Here is a 14,589-nt window from a genome sequence, read left to right on the forward strand (position 1 = left end):
TGCTTCTGTCTCCTTCTTGGGAGTGGGTACCGCACCGCGTGATGGACATCGGTCAGCCCGCCTGGTGGTGGACGCGGGGCACCGCGCGGCGGTGGAGACGCAACCAGCCGACGGTGTCGTCGCTGCGTCGCAGCAAGCTCGCCTCCTGCTCGGAAGGGGTTCCGGGCGACATGAGCAGCGTGTCGCCGGTGGCTCGCTCGACCGGAACGATCCAGGGCTCTGCGGAAGTCGGTGGGTCCATGTCCTCGAGCCAGTCCCCCAGCACGCTTCCGCTCAGGGTCCTGCCACTGTCGTCCTCGCGGATCTCATAGCGGTCGAGCATGGTCTCGTATGCGCCGGTGCAGTCCTCGAGCGAGCTTTCCGGCAACCGTGTGGCGTGCGCATCCTCGATGCCGAAGTAGGCCTGCTTGACCCACGCGAGCAGCTCGTGCGCAGCTAGCCAGCCGCCGCTGCCGTTGGTGAGTACGGCGATCGCGAAGGAGCGCTCCGGCAGCATCGCGAGCAGGGCCGGCTGGCCGTTCGCGCCCCCGCCGTGCTCGACCACCCGGTCCTCACCGTCTCCGGCGAGCCACCACCCCAGCCCGACGCTCGGAGTGTCCGCCGCTGGGCCGTTCGGCCGCTGGGCCGCGAGGCGAAGGCTGTCGCCGAGGAGGGTGCCACCTTCGAGCTGAAAACGCGCGTAGGACAACAAGTGGTCGACGCTGGCGACGATCCCGCCGACCGGATTCGAGCTGCGTGGCATCGCCCAGGGACGCGCGATCATCGTGCGCCCGTCGCGCCGGGTATGACCTACGGCGAAGTTGCGGTGCAGGAGCTCATGGGCGAAGAAGCATGCGCCCTCCAGCTCAAGAGGTTCCAGGATCGACCGACGGATCACCTGCTCGAAGGGCGCTCCTTCCACGACCTCGAGCACGCGACCCAGCGGATAGAACGCGGCATTGTTGTAGGACCACATCTGCCCGATCGGCGTCGTCTGGGGCAGCTCGGACATGCGGCCGACCATCGCGGCCAACGCATCGTCGCCCCAGCCTGTGTTGGCGAAGAACTCCCCTTCCCACCCGCACGAGTGGGTCATGCAGTCACGCAGAGTGACCGTTGCTGATACGTCGGCGTCTCGGACGGCGAAGTCGGGAATGAACCGGCGGATGGGATCGTCCAGATCGATGTGGCCCCGCTCGAGCTGCTGAAGCAGGGCCGTGACGGTGAAGGTCTTGGTGATCGAGCCGATCTGGAACAGCGTGTCGCCGGTGACGGGAAGGGGATGCTCGATGTTGGTGACCCCGAGTCCAGCGCTCGCGGCAGCACCGTCGTGAAGGACGCCGATCGCCATGCCCGGGACGTCGCCGCGCGACATGGCACGCCGCGCCTGCTCGATCAGCTCGGGATTCAGCTCACCGCCGGCGTGTACGGGACGGTCGCTCATGGGAACGCCAACTCGAACACGCGCATCCAGTTCGCCCCCAGGATGCCGTTGATCTCCTGGTCGGCGTACCCTCGCGCGCTCATGCGCTGGGCGAGCGAATCGATCGACCGCGGATTCTCGATCCCTTGCGGGTAGTTCCACGGCGGCGGTGGGTAGTCGTCGGTGGTCCAGTCCCCGCTGTCGACCATCTCCTCGTACTCGGCCGAGGTGATCGTGCAGTAGTCCAACCCCAAGCCGACATGACCAGGGCCGACGAGGCTGTCGATGTGGACCATGTGGTCGATGAACTGATCGAGCGTGGGTGCGGCATCGCTCGATACGAAAGCGGGGAACCCGTTCATTCCCACGATTCCCCCTGATGCCGCGATGCCCTTGATGATCGAGTCAGGCAGGTTGCGCGGATGGGCGTGCACGGCATGCGCGTTCGAGTGCGAAGCGACACAGGGCCCCGATGACAGCTCCAGCGCCTCGGCGCAGGAACGCCAGCCGGTGTGGGCGAAATCGGCCAGGATGCCCAATCGGTTCATCTCGGCGATCATGCGCCGTCCGACTGCGCTCAAGCCTTCGTCGACCGGGTCGAGCGCCCCGCCAGCGACCGGGCTGGTCCGGTTGTACGCCAGACCGAACATCCGCACCCCGAGTCGCCAGAACACCTCCACCAGATCGGGATTCCCGCCCAGTAGGTGCGTGGTCTGGAAGTGCAGGAGGACCGCAAGCTGGCTCTGCGCGGCTGCGTGACGCATCTCCGCCGCGGTCAGCACCAGCTGAAGGCGGGCAGTCTCGCGGAGGCGTCGGTGGACCTCGCCCAGCGCCGCGACCGCAGAGGCGGGCGCGCTTCCGCCGCCGACGCTCAGCACGCAGGCAGTGAAGCCACCCTCGATCCAGTCCTGGTATCCGGACCACCACGAGTCCGGCGTACAGGTTCCGTCGACGATCACAGCGACTCCCTCTTACTGTGTCCTCCGCCACGCTATTGCTTCGAGAGGTAAGGTGTAATACCTTACTCGCACCGTGTCAAGGGTTCTGGGAACAGCGGCCACAGAGGCATCGCGAGGATCCGCCAGCGCAACACCGAGGACGACAAGGAATCCCGTGCAACCGGTAGTGATCGGCAGCGAGCGCAGCGAGGTCGGACTTCCCCGCGCGATGGAGATCCTCGCCGCGGGCGGATCGGCGCTCGATGCTGTTGAGGCGGGCCTGATCCTGTGCGAGGACAATCTCGCGGACCACTACGTCGGCACCGGCGGCCTGCCCAATGCCATGGGCATCGTAGAGCTGGATGCCTCGATCATGGTCGGCTCCACGCGTCAGTTCGGTGCCGTCGGTGCCGTGCGTTCCTACCCCAACCCCATCTCGATCGCCCGACGCGTCTTGGAGCGACTACCGCAGCACTGCCTCCTGGTCGGCGAAGGCGCCGAGCGGTTCGCTGACGAGAACGGCTTCCAGAAGGCCGAGCTGCTCACCGAGGAAGCAAGAGCCCTCTTCGTCTCCGGACTGAGGCCCTCGACCGAGTCGGTCGAGGGCGACGCCACCCCGGCGCAGAAGGGTGACGCTCGGTATCGAGAGACGGCTCTCCGCCTTGTACACAGGCTCAACCCGCCCGATGGCCCCTGGGGAACCGTCGACATCCTGGCATTGGACCGCGCCGGTGAACTGGTTGTCGGCGTCTCGACCAGCGGGTACCCGTGGAAGTACCCGGGGCGCGTCGGGGATTCGGCGCTCCCCGGCGCCGGCAACTACGCCGACATCCGGTACGGCGGAGCGGCCTGCACCGGTCGTGGCGAGCTGAGCATGCGTGCCGTGGGCGCTCGCACTGTGGTGAGCGCGCTGGCGCGTGGCCTGGACCCCGACGAAGCCTGTCGCCACATGCTCGAGGATGCCGCAACGCTGCCCGATGACTTCCGAGCGGAGCTGCGCTGCCTGGCGCTCACGCCGGACGGTCGCCACGGAGCCGCGGCGGGCAAGCCTGGCGGGTACTACGTCGTCATGACCGAGTCCTCCACCGGACCCGAGCTCCATCCCAGGGCGATGCTGTGAAGGTGTTCGTTTCCTCCGACATGGAGGGGGTGGCAGGGGTGGTCGACTGGGAACAGGTCAGTGCCGGCGGCCCCCGGTACGAGTACTTCACGCAGTTGCTGACCGGTGAGATCAACGCCGCGATCGAAGGCGCGATCGCGGCGGGTGCCACGGAGTTTGTCGTCAACGACGCCCACTCCAAGATGAGCAACATCAAACCGGACTCGCTCGCTGGCAACGCTCGGTACCTCTCCGGTCGCTACAAGCCCATGTACATGATGGAAGGGCTCGACGGCTCCTTCGACGCGGTGTTCCTGATCGCCTACCACGGCTCCATGAGCGCGGCCGGGTCAGCCCTGTCACACACCTACTTCCGGCCGGCGATCGCGGAGGTCCGCATCAACGGAGTCATCGCGGGCGAGTCGGGAGTCAACGCGCTGGTCGCTGCGGCGCACGGCGTACCGATTGTTCTCGTGACGGGGGACGAGGCCACCGCCGTGGAGACCGCTTCCTTCGCGCCGCGGGTGCGGGCGGCGGTCGTGAAACGGTCGGTGAGTCGCTTCGCGGCCGAGTCCCTGCACCCACAGTCGGCTCGAGACCTCATCCGCGAGACCGCATATCAGGCCGTGTCCGATGCCGAGGCGGCAACACCACCGCAGTTCACGGCTCCCTTGACAATGGACATCGCCTTCCACACGTCCGACTACTGCGAGCTCGCGGCCCGCGTGGCGGGGGTCGAACGCACGAGTTCGCACACGGCCGTCCTCCGCGCCGACGATCCCCTCACGCTCTACCGCTGCTTCATCACGGTAGTGCTGCTCTGTCGCGGGTTGGTCGAATGACGCCGGCCCGCTCCGAAAGGATCGTGATGACGCGACTCACCGGACGCACTGCGATGGTCACCGGGGCCGGCAACGGCATCGGCAGGGCGATCGCGACCACGCTGGGCCGAGTTGGAGCGAACGTGGTCGTGGTCGACGTCCTCGGCGACGACGCGGAGCGCACCGCACGTGAGATCACGGCCGACGGCGGCGCCGCCATTTTCGATCAGGTGAACATCGCCGAACCCAAGCAGGTGGAGGGACTCGTCGAACGCGCAGTGGGCAGCTTCGGCGGCATGGACATCATCGTCAACAATGCGGGCGTCGGCGGCACCAAGGCGCGATTGCACGAGGTTGAGCCTGAAGACTTCGCGCGCGTGCTCACGGTCAACATCGGTGGCACTTTCAACTGCACGAAGTACGCCTTGCCTCATCTGATGTCCTCCAAGCACGGCGGCGCCGTTGTCAACATCGCATCGACGTACGGCCTGATCGGGGCTCCGCTGGCTGCGGCCTACTGCTCCTCGAAGGCCGCGATCATCAACCTGACTCGTCAACTGGCTGTCGATTACGGCCCTGAGGGCGTGCGCGTCAACGCGATCTGTCCCGGATACATCGACACCGGGCTGGGCCGGCGCGGACCCACCTTGACCCCGGAGCAGTTCACGGTCGCAACTGAGATCCGGGAACGGGCGGCCGCGCGACAACCGCTCGGGCGGCAGGGCACCGTGCAGGAGGTGGCCGACGTCGCATTGTTCCTCGCATCGGACTCGTCCACGTTCATGACCGGATCGATCCTCGCCGTAGATGGCGGCTGCCTGACAACGTTCAACTACGGCGATGCGAGCAACTGAACAGTGGGAGCCACGACATCGCATAGGTTGAGCCGGCGGCAACGTGCACTCGGCCACAGACCATCGATTCAGAGAGGCCTGGCATGACCACACCTTCGATCCCGGGGCTGTCCGAGGTCGCCCGCATTCCACTTCGGGACCAGTGCGGCCAGGCACTCCGAGCGTTGATCATCTCCGGCGGGCTGCGCGCGGGCGAGCTTCACTCGATCGGGTCCGTCGCAAACCAGCTCGCCGTCTCGATTACGCCGGTTCGCGAAGCGCTGCTGGACCTCGCGCGAGACGAGCTCGTCGAGATGGTGCGCAACCGGGGATTCCGTGTCGTGACGCTCACCGACGCCGACCTCGACGAGCTGATGGATTTACGCATGATGCTGGAGGTGCCCGGAGTCGCGCGGGTCGCGGCGATGGGCCTGACACCGGACCTGACGGCACTACGGGAGATAGCCGCGGAGACCACCGAGTTCGCGGTCCAGGGAGACATGGTCAACTTCGTCGCGCGGGACCGTGACCTTCACCTGGGGATCCTGGAGCTCACCGGCAACGCGCGACTCGTCAAGACCGTGGGTCTGCTGCGCGACCAGGTGCGCCTCTACGGTCTTCAACAGGTCGCCGGTTCAGCCGCGTTCCTGCACTCCGCTCAGGAGCACGCAGAGCTCCTGGATCTCATCGAGGCGGGCAAACCCGATGCAGCCTCGGATCTGATGAGAAGGCACTTGATGCACACGCGTGGCCTCTGGGCGGGCCGGGACGAGAGCCCGCAGTGAAAGAAGGCAGTGCTGTCAGGCACGTTCAGACGATCGATCAGCCGGCCACCCTTCCGTTCCTCACGTCGCCCTCCGTACGAGCGCAGGTGTCGCTCAGTGCAGCCTGCGTGGCCGTACGCGAGGCGGTGATGGCCAGCGCGGACGGCGCCGTCGAACAGCCCCTCCGTCTGTCCCTGGGAGACGGACGACTCCTCGTGATGGCCGCCCGGAGCTCCGTCGACGGACACGCGGTAGTGAAGGTGCTGCGGGTCAGCGCGCACGCCGACACCGAATCGGCCCGGCTGACGACTGTAGACGGCCTCATCCTCTGGCTCGACGGCTCGGGCAAAGCGATCTGGAGTGCTGACGCAGCCGGGCTCACCCTCCTCCGCACCGCTGCCATGGTCAGTCTCGCGACAGACGTGCTCGCGCCCCCCGGCGCGACCAGACTCGCGATCCTGGGCGCCGGCCACCTGGCAGGCGAGCAGGTGGCGGCGGTCCGCCTGGTGCGCCCGATCAGCGAGGTGCGTATCTGGAATCGCACAGTCGAGCGCGCTGAGCGCTTGGTCGCTGATCTCAGCGCGAACACTCCTGGCGTCACCTTCGAGGTGATCCGCGACGCCGACGAGGCCGTGTCAACGGCGCAGGTCGTCTGCTGTGCAACGGCGTCCACGAGGCCGCTGTTCGACGCCGCGTCCTTGGCGAGCGAGGTCCACGTCAACGCTGTCGGGTCCTACCGTGCCGACATGGCCGAGCTCCCCGGTGATCTGCTCGCACGAGCGACTGACATCGTCGTCGACGACGTACACGGTTGCCTTGCCGAGGCCGGCGAGATAATCTCCGCGATCCGCGTCGGCGCCCTCCACGCCGACCAGCTGCGCTCGCTGGCGGCCGCGCTCGCCCAGCCGCAGCAGCGTTCCGGACAGACGGTGTTCAAGTCGGTGGGCATGGCGGTGTCCGATCTCGCCGTCGCACGGTTGCTCGCCCCGGGCCTCGGCGATGACCACTAGACGGGCCATCGTCGTGGGTGGCGGGATCGTCGGCCTCTGCACGGCCTGGTTCCTCCAGCAGGACGGCTTCGAGGTGACCGTGCTGGAGAGGGAGTCAGTGGGCGCCGGGAGCTCCTGGGCGAATGCCGGCTGGGTGATGCCGGCGCGCGCCGTACCCCTGACCGAGCCGGGCACGGTTCGCGAGGGGCTGCACGGGCTGTTCCGAAGCAGCCATCCTTTCTCGGTCAGCTCCTGGTCGGACCCCAGCATGTGGTGGTTCCTGACACGCTTCGCAGCCAACTGCACCCGTCGCCGCTGGGAGGCTGCGCGGCACGCCATGAGCGGGCTGAACGGCCGATGCCTTGAGGCGTTCGACCAGCTGGCGGCGCACGGTGTGACGGCCTCCGTCACGCACAGCCCCATCCTGGTCGGGTACCGCGACCGAGGTGCTGCGAGACACTTTCCTGTCGGTCCTGACCTGATCGAGCTCTCCGTCGAGGCGGCTCAGCACAAGGCGCCGCAGCTCGGCTCGGCGATCCAGTCAGTCGTGGAGCTCATCGACACGCGGCACGTGGATCCAGCGGCCTTCCTCGCCGACCTGTCGCACGCCGTGCAGGAGCGCGGTGGCTACATAAAGGCCCGCAATGTGGTCGAAATCCGACCCGGTGTCCGCGTCGTGACGCACCTCGACACCATCAAGACCGATGTCGCGGTGATCGCCACGGGTTCCCGGCTCAGCACCCTCACCAGACCTCTGGGGGTGCGGACACCCGTCCGGGCGGGGCGCGGCTACTCCTTCACGGTCGCGACCGACGTACCCGCTCCGTATCCCATCTACCTCCCCGAGCAACGACTCGCCTGCACCCCGGTTGCGGGGGGTCTGCGGATCGCGGGGATCATGGAGTTCGCGCCCGAGTCCGCACCCGCACGAGAAGGCCGCCTCGATGCGATGGCACGCGCGGCCGCGGGCGTTCTTCGCGGAGTGGACTGGAGCACGCGAGCGCACGAATGGGTCGGGTCGCGGCCCATCACCTCCGACGGGATCCCCGTGGTCGGCAGCACCAGAATCGACGGTGTCTACGCCGCCGGTGGTCATGGCATGTGGGGAGTGACCCAGGGACCCGCAACGGGCATGCTCCTCGCTCGCCAGATCGCTACCGGTGAGCCGGCATCCGAACTGCTCGCGCTCGACCCGCTTCGCTGACTGAGCGCGTCGGCCCGTAATGGGATCCGAACCTGCCTCGGTGTTCGCGCAGTAGACGGCGGATGACCAGTTCCCGGATTGGCAGGTGATCGAGTCAAGCGGTCTGCCCGGGGCTCGCGCCAGCCCGCCGGAGGACGTCGCGTACCGCTGCCGCGATCGCGGCGGGCGTGCCGACGACGCCGGCCTCGCCGGCCCCCTTGACGCCCCGGGGCATTGCGCGCCGTCCGGATTCGATGATGCGCACCGTGACATCGGGCGCGTCCCAGGCGGTGGGGATCCGGTACTGCAGGAGGGACTCCGCCGTCGGGCTGCCCGCCCCGTCGTGGCGCAGCGCCTCGGTCAGCGCGATGCCGTGGCCGTGCACGGTGCCGCCGGTCAGCTGGCCGACCACTCCCGGGCGGTCGATCGCCGCGCCGCAGCCGTACGCCACGATGGCGGACCGTGAGGAAAGCAAGCATATGCAGCGGGCGCGGGCGGCGGGGTTGTTCGTTACCGGTTGATCCAGGAGGCTGCGGGACCCGGCGGCGTACTCCACCCGTGAGCGGGCCGGCTGGTGCGGGCGAGAGCTGCGATGGAACACCCTGATGCGTTCGGGCCGCGGGTGCGACTCCCCGGCAGACGATGGACCGGTGGACCCGCGACTGCGGGCCGGTGGGTTCGCCGCGCCGCGGCAGACGAGCCAGCGCACCCAGGCCGATGTCCTCGACCCGGCCATGGCGCTGAAACGGAAAGCCCAGCAACGCACGGCCGCCGGGTGCGGTGAATTCTGCGGGCCCAGCTGGGCTTCCAATCGAGGACGACTTCTCGCCGGCGAGACCGTCCGGGATGGACGGCGCGCTGCGGATTTCCGCCCGCTGACCGGGCCACCGGCAGGCCGAATGCCTGCGCGGTCACCGGAACGCTTTGTGCCCGGTCAGAGCCTTTCCGATCGTCAGCTGGTGGATTTCCGTGGTGCCCTCATAGGTCAGTACGGACTCCAGGTTGTTCGCGTGCCGCATGATCGGGAACTCGTGCGTGATGCCCGCCGCGCCGAGGATCGTGCGGCACTCGCGGGCGATGGCGATGGCCTCGCGGACGTTGTTGAGCTTGCCGAGGCTGACCTGCTCGGCCCGGAGGCCTCCGGAGTCCTTGAGCCGGCCGAGGTGCAGCGCGAGCAGCATGCCCTTGCCCAGCTCGAGGGTCATGTCGGCGAGCTTGAGCTGCGTCGCCTGGAAGGCGGCCAGGGGACGGCCGAAGATCTCCCGGTCGCCGGCGTAGGCGAGGGCCGTCTCGAGGCAGTCCCGTGCGGCGCCGAGCGCGCCGAAGACGATGCCGTACCTGGCCTCGTTGAGGCATGACAGAGGCCCGGACAGGCCCCGGGCGCCGGGCAGCATCGCGGAGGCGGGCAGGCGCACCTCGTCCAGCACGAGCTCGCTGGTCACCGACGCGCGCAGCGACATCTTCCGCCTGATCTCCGGAGCCGAGAATCCGGGCGTGCTGGTCGGTATCACGAACCCGCGGATGCCGTCCGGCGTCTTCGCCCACACGACGGCCACGTCTGCGATGCTGCCGTTGGTGATCCACATTTTGTTTCCGTTCAGCACCCAGTCCGCGCCTTCCTGCGGTCCGGCTCGGCGGGCTGTGGTGCGCATGCCGTCGGGGTTGGAGCCGAAGTCGGGTTCCGTGAGGCCGAAGCAGCCGATGGCCTCGCCGGCCGCCATGCGGGGCAGCCAGGCGTCCTTCTGCTCCGGCGAGCCGAACCGGTGGATGGCGAACATCGCGAGCGAGCCCTGCACTGACACGAGCGAGCGCAGGCCGGAGTCGCCGGCCTCGAGCTCAAGGCAGGCGAGCCCGTACGCGGTGGCGCTGGTGCCGGCGCAGCCATAGCCCTCGATGTGCATGCCGAGCACGCCTAGGGTGCCGAGCTCCTTGGCGAGCTCGCGGGCCGGCAGGGCGCCGGCCTCGTACCAGGCGGCGATGCCCGGGCGGATGCGGTCGGCGACGAACTGCCGTACGACATCCCGGATGGCCGCGTCGTCGGGGTGGATCAGCGTCTCGGCGTCGAACAGCGCGAGGGGGCTCGTCATGTCGTTTTCCTTTCGACCAGAGGGGTGCCCGGGGGCTCGGCGCACAGGCCGCGGGCCGCCGCGAGGATCTGCGGTTCCGACAGCAGGACCGCAGCGGCCGCTGGTCCGAGGGGGATGAAGGAGTCGTCGCTGTTGACCCGGGCGACGCGGCCCTGGTACCCGTCGTCGTTGAGCACGGCGACCACGGCCTCGGACACACCACCGGCGCGGCGCGTTTCGTCGACGACCAGCACCCGGGTGAACCGCCGTGCTTCCGCCACGATGTCCGCGGCCGGCAGCGGTGCCAGCCAACGCAGGTCAAGGACGGTGCAGTGGATCGACTGCTCCGCGAGGCGCCCCGCGACCCGCAGGCTCATCGGCAGGCCGTTGCCGAAGGTGACGATCAGCAGGTCGCGGCCCGAGCCGTGAAGACTGACCCGGCCGAACGCGTCACCGCCCGGCGAGACCGACGCCGCCGAGCGCGGCACCGTCCACAGGCTGTCGCCGGGTCGATGCAGGTCGCGGGTGTAATAGAGGGCGATCGGTTCGAGAAAGACGCACACCCGGCCCTCATCGCGAGCCAGGGCGACGCAGGTGCGCAGCAGCTCCCCGGCCTCGGCCGGATGGCTTGCCACGGCGATGACGACGCCCGGGATGTCGCGCAGGACCGCGACGGAGTTGTCGTTGTGGAAGTGGCCGCCGAACCCGCGCTGGTAGGCGAGCCCGGCGATCCGCACGACCAGACCGTTGCGGAACTGGCCGTTGGAGAAGAAGGCCAGGCTGGCCGCCTCGCCGCGCAACTGGTCCTCTGCGTTGTGCAGGTACGCCAGGTACTGGATCTCCGGTATCGGCAGCAGGCCCGACAGCGCGGCGCCGAGCGCGGCGCCGAGAATGCTCTGCTCGTCCAGGATGGTGTCGAAGACCCGACCGCTGCCGAAGCGGTTCCGTAAGCCCCGGGTAATCCCGTAGACGCCGCCCTTCGCGGCGACGTCCTCACCGAAGACCACCGCCTCGGGCCGCTCGGCGAGCACGCCGGCGAGCGCGGCGTTGATGGCCTGGGCCAGTGTCGCGGTCGGCTCGCCGTCGGGCGCCGGCGCGCCTAGCGGCCGGCGGGGCGGCGGGGTGGCGGCGACGGGCGGGAACGCGATCGGGGCCATGACCTGCGCTGCGTCGTCGAGCCGTTTCCCACCGAGCAGCGCTCTGGCTTGGGACATCACCTCGGCGCGGGTGGCCTCGTACCGGTAAAGGATGCCGGTCGGCGTCGCGAGCCGGCGCTGGACGAGACGGCGGGCCGTGGCCAGCAGCGGGTCACGGGCGTAGTCGCGGACGATCTCGGTTCGCGACCGGTAGGCAAGCTCCGCGTCGGAGCCGGCGTGTCCCATGTACCGCACCGTCTTCAGGTGGAGGATCGCCGGCCGCCATTCGGCCCGCACCGCCGCAGCGACGTCGCGGGCCGTGGCCAGCGTCAGCTCCGGCTCGGCCCCGTCGACGCGGGCATACCGGATGCCCGGGTAGCGGGCCAGCGCGTGCTCCATCCAGCCGGGCGGCGACTTGGTGCTGATGCCGATGCCGTTGTCCTCGCAGACGATCAGCAGGGGCATAGGCAGTCCCTGGTGCGTGCACCAGGCCGCCGCGTTCAGCGCACCGACCGTGGTCGAATGGTTGGCCGAGGCGTCACCGAAGCTGGTGACGACGACTGAGTCGGCCGGCCACCGGGTCGTGACCCCGAGCGCCGCGGCCCGACAGATCGAAAACGCCAGCCCGACGGCCCGCGGCAGGTGCGAGCCGATCGTCGAGGTCTGGGGGATGATGCCGTAGGCGGGATGGCCGAAGACCTTGTGCCGCCCACCGGAGATCGGATCGTCGGCCACCGCCATAAGGCCACGCAACACGTCGGCGATCGGCGTCGATGCCGGAACCTGACGGGCCCTGGCCGCGAAGAACCCGCCGGACCGGTAGTGCAGCAGAGCCGGGTCGGTGGGGCGCAACGCCATGGCGACCGCGGCATTGCTCTCGTGCCCGGCCGAGCCGATGGTGTAGAAGCCTTCGCCCCGTTCCTGCAACCAGCGCGCCGCGAAGTCGAGATGGCGGCTCTGCACCTGCGCATCGAAGTAGGCCCACAGCACGTCGGGCGACGCGGCCGCACGGTCACCGTCCGGGCGGTCGGCACCGTCCGGCTCGCTCGTCCACGACGTGACCTGCCGGACGAAGTGCTCGTCAACAGACTCGATCATCGATGGGCTCCGGGCGCCTCAGGACAGGCCGTAGTCGAGGACGACAGCCCGTAGCCGGGCAGATTGGCCAGCCGGATCGCCTCGGACAGGTCGCGGTAGGCCAGCACGCCGACGATCGGGCCGAACGTCTCGGAGCGGAACAGCTCGTCGTCCGGCCGCACCCCGGAGACGATGGTCGGGTGGTAGAAGATCCCGGCCCCGGGGTCTTTCACGAATCCTGGCCGGGGCTTCGCGGCGGTGATCCTGCTGATGTGCGGCGACCCGTGGGCCGGGTGGTGCGGGCGGATCCAGCCGAGGTACTCCTCGAACCGCTCGGCGAAACGCCGGTCGAGCATCGGCCCGTAGAGGACCGGCGCGAACGGGTCGCCGATGGCCGCCTCCTCGACCGCCGCGCCGAACCGGGCAAGGAACTCGTCGTGCCAGGACTCGTGCACGATCACGGTGCCCAGCGAAGTGCAGCGCTGGCCGGCGGTGCCGAAGCCGGAGAAGAGCGCGCCGTCGCAGGCAGCCACGCACACGCGGCGTCGGCGGCCTCGGCCACGCCGTAGCCGGTGATGCCCAGCTCGTCGTAGGGCAGGCCGCCGAGCTCGGCCGGGGTGCCGACGGCCGCCGCCCGGCCCAGCTCGTCGGCCACGATCGCGGCGTCGTTCTCGGTCAGGCCCATGTCGAGTCCGAACACGTACTCCTGCGGAATCTCATTGTGCAGGCGCTGCACGAACGAGCGGAGGATCTGCTCCTTGTTCGCCGCCGCCGGATCGGCCCGGATGCCCGCCTTGGCCCCGCCGGACAGCAGGTCTACGGCGGCCCACTTCCACGTCATCGTGCCGGCCAGGCGGGCCACCTCGGTGACGGTGAGTGTCGGGCTCATCCGGGTGTCCCCCATGCCCATTCCCCGCGTGGCGTTGTCGATGACCAGCACCCCGCGCATGCCCAGCCGCTGATCCTGAACGCGGTCCACCTTCTCCGGGCCCCACTCGTTCATCTCGGCGAGCATGTCGCCGGTACTCCCGTTGCGCATCGTCCAGCCTCCAACGGTACTGCTCGTCCGGCCACGCTCTCAGCCTCCGGCGGGTTCGGGGAAGACTCGGAGCAGACGATCTCGACCTGGCCAGCGTAAGATCTACTTATGCTCAACGTGCATCATCTGCGCACCCTCGCGGAGGTGGTGCAGAGCGGTTCGTTCGCTGCGGCCGCGGAGTCGCTGGGGTACACGGCCTCGGCCGTCTCGCAGCAGATGAGCGCCCTGGAACGGGCGGCGGGCGTGGTGTTGTTCGAGCGAGGACCCCACAGCGCCCGTCCCACCGCGGCGGCCCATCGGCTGGCCGGGCGCAGCGCCGGCCTGCTGAGCCAGCTGGAGTCCGTGGAACGCGACGCCCGGGCGCTCGCCGCGGGGGCGGCGGGCGCCATCCACCTCGGGAGCTTCCCCACCGCCGGTGCCAGCATCGTCCCGGGGGCGCTGGCCCGGCTGCTGCGCCGCCACCCCGAGGTGGCGGTCCTGCTGGACGAGGGGGAGCCGGACGAGCTGCTGCCCGCGCTGCTCAGCGGGGCGATCGACATCGCCGTCGTGTACCAGTACCCGCTCGTCCCGCGGTCGTGGCCGGCCGGGCTCACGGCGGTACCGCTGCAGGACGACCCGCTTATGATCATGATCAGTCGAGCGCACCCGGTCGCGGCCCGTGCCGACTGGGGCCTCGCTGATCTCGGCGACGAGCAGTGGATCGCGAGCAAGGAAGGCTCCGCCGGCTCGCGCAACCTGGTGCGCCTTTGCGCCGATGCCGGGTTCAGTCCGAGCATCGCCTTCCGCAGCAACGACTACCAGGTGGTTCGCGAGCTCGTGCGGGCTGGCCTCGGGGTCGCGGTCGTGCCGGCGCTCGCCCGCGGCGTCAACGAGGGCCTTGAGCTGCGCCAGGTCCTCGGGCCGGCTGCCGAGCCGGTCTCGCGTCAGGTATTGGCTCTGTACCGGTCCGACCGCCGCGACCCGGTGGTGGGGCCGGCCGTCACGGCGCTCAGGCAGTCCGCGCGATCCCGGCGTCGCTGACGTCGCGGCTCGACGCGGGAGTGCGCCGGTCGCGGTAGGGCAGCATGAATTCGGGAATCTCGCGGACCTGGACCCGCCCGGTTCCGTCGGCCCCGATGCGCTCCAGACACGACAGGTGTTCGTCCATCTCCCGCTCCTCCAGGACCCGCAGGCTGTCCTGCTTGCTGGTCGGCCGAGTAACGGCGAGGCGGCAAAGCGCCGGCGGATCTCGATGGATCCGCC

At 69.3% G+C, this 14,589-nt stretch carries 15 protein-coding genes; 7 read left to right on the forward strand and 8 right to left on the reverse strand.

What is annotated here, in order from left to right:
- Positions 1 to 52: 52 nt before the first annotated feature.
- Positions 53 to 1,423 carry a serine hydrolase domain-containing protein gene (locus ACGFIZ_RS24820; RefSeq protein WP_393422959.1) on the reverse strand — a complete coding sequence of 457 codons (1,371 nt, stop codon included), beginning with the start codon at positions 1,421 to 1,423 and terminating at the stop codon, positions 53 to 55.
- Positions 1,420 to 2,361 (reverse strand): dipeptidase, encoded by a 942-nt coding sequence (locus tag ACGFIZ_RS24825; protein WP_393422961.1) that lies wholly within the window; start codon positions 2,359 to 2,361, stop codon positions 1,420 to 1,422. Before ACGFIZ_RS24825 ends, ACGFIZ_RS24820 begins: the two co-directional genes overlap by 4 nt.
- A 154-nt stretch (positions 2,362 to 2,515) precedes the next feature.
- Between ACGFIZ_RS24825 and ACGFIZ_RS24830 the strand changes: the two genes are divergently transcribed.
- From ACGFIZ_RS24830 to ACGFIZ_RS24855, 6 genes are all read left to right on the forward strand, one after another.
- Entirely contained in the window at positions 2,516 to 3,460 is a 945-nt protein-coding gene (locus tag ACGFIZ_RS24830; RefSeq protein ID WP_393422963.1) for a N(4)-(beta-N-acetylglucosaminyl)-L-asparaginase, read from the forward strand.
- Positions 3,457 to 4,281, forward strand: coding sequence for a M55 family metallopeptidase (locus tag ACGFIZ_RS24835; RefSeq protein WP_393422965.1), 825 nt, complete (start codon positions 3,457 to 3,459; stop codon positions 4,279 to 4,281). The genes ACGFIZ_RS24830 and ACGFIZ_RS24835 overlap by 4 nt, the downstream gene beginning before the upstream one ends.
- Before the next feature lie 26 nt (positions 4,282 to 4,307).
- The gene (locus tag ACGFIZ_RS24840; protein WP_393422967.1) at positions 4,308 to 5,114 is read left to right on the forward strand and encodes an SDR family NAD(P)-dependent oxidoreductase; all 807 of its coding nucleotides are present in this window, start codon (positions 4,308 to 4,310) and stop codon (positions 5,112 to 5,114) included.
- An 83-nt stretch (positions 5,115 to 5,197) separates the two neighbouring features.
- The gene (locus ACGFIZ_RS24845; protein ID WP_393422969.1) at positions 5,198 to 5,878 is read left to right on the forward strand and encodes a GntR family transcriptional regulator; all 681 of its coding nucleotides are present in this window, start codon (positions 5,198 to 5,200) and stop codon (positions 5,876 to 5,878) included.
- The gene (locus ACGFIZ_RS24850; RefSeq protein WP_393422971.1) at positions 5,875 to 6,867 is read left to right on the forward strand and encodes an ornithine cyclodeaminase family protein; all 993 of its coding nucleotides are present in this window, start codon (positions 5,875 to 5,877) and stop codon (positions 6,865 to 6,867) included. Before ACGFIZ_RS24845 ends, ACGFIZ_RS24850 begins: the two co-directional genes overlap by 4 nt.
- Positions 6,857 to 8,050 carry an NAD(P)/FAD-dependent oxidoreductase gene (locus ACGFIZ_RS24855; protein ID WP_393422973.1) on the forward strand — a complete coding sequence of 398 codons (1,194 nt, stop codon included), beginning with the start codon at positions 6,857 to 6,859 and terminating at the stop codon, positions 8,048 to 8,050. The genes ACGFIZ_RS24850 and ACGFIZ_RS24855 overlap by 11 nt, the downstream gene beginning before the upstream one ends.
- A gap of 94 nt (positions 8,051 to 8,144) precedes the next feature.
- Here ACGFIZ_RS24855 and ACGFIZ_RS24860 read toward each other — a convergent pair whose 3' ends face one another.
- The 5 genes from ACGFIZ_RS24860 to ACGFIZ_RS24880 all read right to left on the reverse strand — a co-directional run bounded on the left by ACGFIZ_RS24860 (position 8,145) and on the right by ACGFIZ_RS24880 (position 13,347).
- On the reverse strand, positions 8,145 to 8,480 hold the full coding sequence (locus ACGFIZ_RS24860; protein WP_393422975.1) for a molybdopterin cofactor-binding domain-containing protein: 336 nt from the start codon (positions 8,478 to 8,480) through the stop codon (positions 8,145 to 8,147).
- 460 nt (positions 8,481 to 8,940) lie between these two features.
- On the reverse strand, positions 8,941 to 10,116 hold the full coding sequence (locus ACGFIZ_RS24865; protein ID WP_393422977.1) for an acyl-CoA dehydrogenase family protein: 1,176 nt from the start codon (positions 10,114 to 10,116) through the stop codon (positions 8,941 to 8,943).
- Positions 10,113 to 12,329, reverse strand: a complete 2,217-nt coding sequence (locus ACGFIZ_RS24870) for a thiamine pyrophosphate-dependent enzyme (protein WP_393422979.1) — start codon at positions 12,327 to 12,329, stop codon at positions 10,113 to 10,115. The genes ACGFIZ_RS24865 and ACGFIZ_RS24870 overlap by 4 nt, the downstream gene beginning before the upstream one ends.
- Positions 12,326 to 12,847 carry an aldehyde dehydrogenase family protein gene (locus ACGFIZ_RS24875; protein ID WP_393422981.1) on the reverse strand — a complete coding sequence of 174 codons (522 nt, stop codon included), beginning with the start codon at positions 12,845 to 12,847 and terminating at the stop codon, positions 12,326 to 12,328. The genes ACGFIZ_RS24870 and ACGFIZ_RS24875 overlap by 4 nt, the downstream gene beginning before the upstream one ends.
- The gene (locus tag ACGFIZ_RS24880; protein ID WP_393422983.1) at positions 12,766 to 13,347 is read right to left on the reverse strand and encodes a Glu/Leu/Phe/Val dehydrogenase dimerization domain-containing protein; all 582 of its coding nucleotides are present in this window, start codon (positions 13,345 to 13,347) and stop codon (positions 12,766 to 12,768) included. The genes ACGFIZ_RS24875 and ACGFIZ_RS24880 overlap by 82 nt, the downstream gene beginning before the upstream one ends.
- A 108-nt stretch (positions 13,348 to 13,455) precedes the next feature.
- Here ACGFIZ_RS24880 and ACGFIZ_RS24885 point away from each other — a divergent pair, with 108 nt between their 5' ends.
- A complete protein-coding gene (locus tag ACGFIZ_RS24885; protein WP_393422985.1) occupies positions 13,456 to 14,367 on the forward strand; it encodes a LysR family transcriptional regulator in 912 nt (303 codons plus the stop codon).
- Here the strand turns inward: ACGFIZ_RS24885 and ACGFIZ_RS24890 are convergent.
- The gene (locus ACGFIZ_RS24890) at positions 14,336 to 14,494 is read right to left on the reverse strand and encodes a hypothetical protein (RefSeq protein ID WP_393422987.1); all 159 of its coding nucleotides are present in this window, start codon (positions 14,492 to 14,494) and stop codon (positions 14,336 to 14,338) included. The two genes, ACGFIZ_RS24885 and ACGFIZ_RS24890, sit on opposite strands and share 32 nt — an antisense overlap.
- Positions 14,495 to 14,589: the final 95 nt, after the last annotated feature.

The organism is Micromonospora sp. NPDC048830, assembly GCF_043198215.1.
GTDB lineage: Bacteria > Actinomycetota > Actinomycetes > Mycobacteriales > Micromonosporaceae > Micromonospora.

Excerpts from the sequence above, each read along its gene's own strand:
- ACGFIZ_RS24820 (WP_393422959.1), bottom strand. The coding sequence starts at position 1,423 with ATGAGCGACCGTCCCGTACACGCCGGCGGTGAGCTGAATCCCGAGCTG.
- ACGFIZ_RS24840 (WP_393422967.1), top strand. The coding sequence starts at position 4,308 with ATGACGCGACTCACCGGACGCACTGCGATGGTCACCGGGGCCGGCAAC.
- ACGFIZ_RS24845 (WP_393422969.1), top strand. The coding sequence starts at position 5,198 with ATGACCACACCTTCGATCCCGGGGCTGTCCGAGGTCGCCCGCATTCCA.
- ACGFIZ_RS24855 (WP_393422973.1), top strand. The coding sequence starts at position 6,857 with ATGACCACTAGACGGGCCATCGTCGTGGGTGGCGGGATCGTCGGCCTC.
- ACGFIZ_RS24865 (WP_393422977.1), bottom strand. The coding sequence starts at position 10,116 with ATGACGAGCCCCCTCGCGCTGTTCGACGCCGAGACGCTGATCCACCCC.
- ACGFIZ_RS24870 (WP_393422979.1), bottom strand. The coding sequence starts at position 12,329 with ATGATCGAGTCTGTTGACGAGCACTTCGTCCGGCAGGTCACGTCGTGG.
- ACGFIZ_RS24880 (WP_393422983.1), bottom strand. The coding sequence starts at position 13,347 with ATGCGCAACGGGAGTACCGGCGACATGCTCGCCGAGATGAACGAGTGG.
- ACGFIZ_RS24885 (WP_393422985.1), top strand. The coding sequence starts at position 13,456 with ATGCTCAACGTGCATCATCTGCGCACCCTCGCGGAGGTGGTGCAGAGC.
- ACGFIZ_RS24890 (WP_393422987.1), bottom strand. The coding sequence starts at position 14,494 with ATGGACGAACACCTGTCGTGTCTGGAGCGCATCGGGGCCGACGGAACC.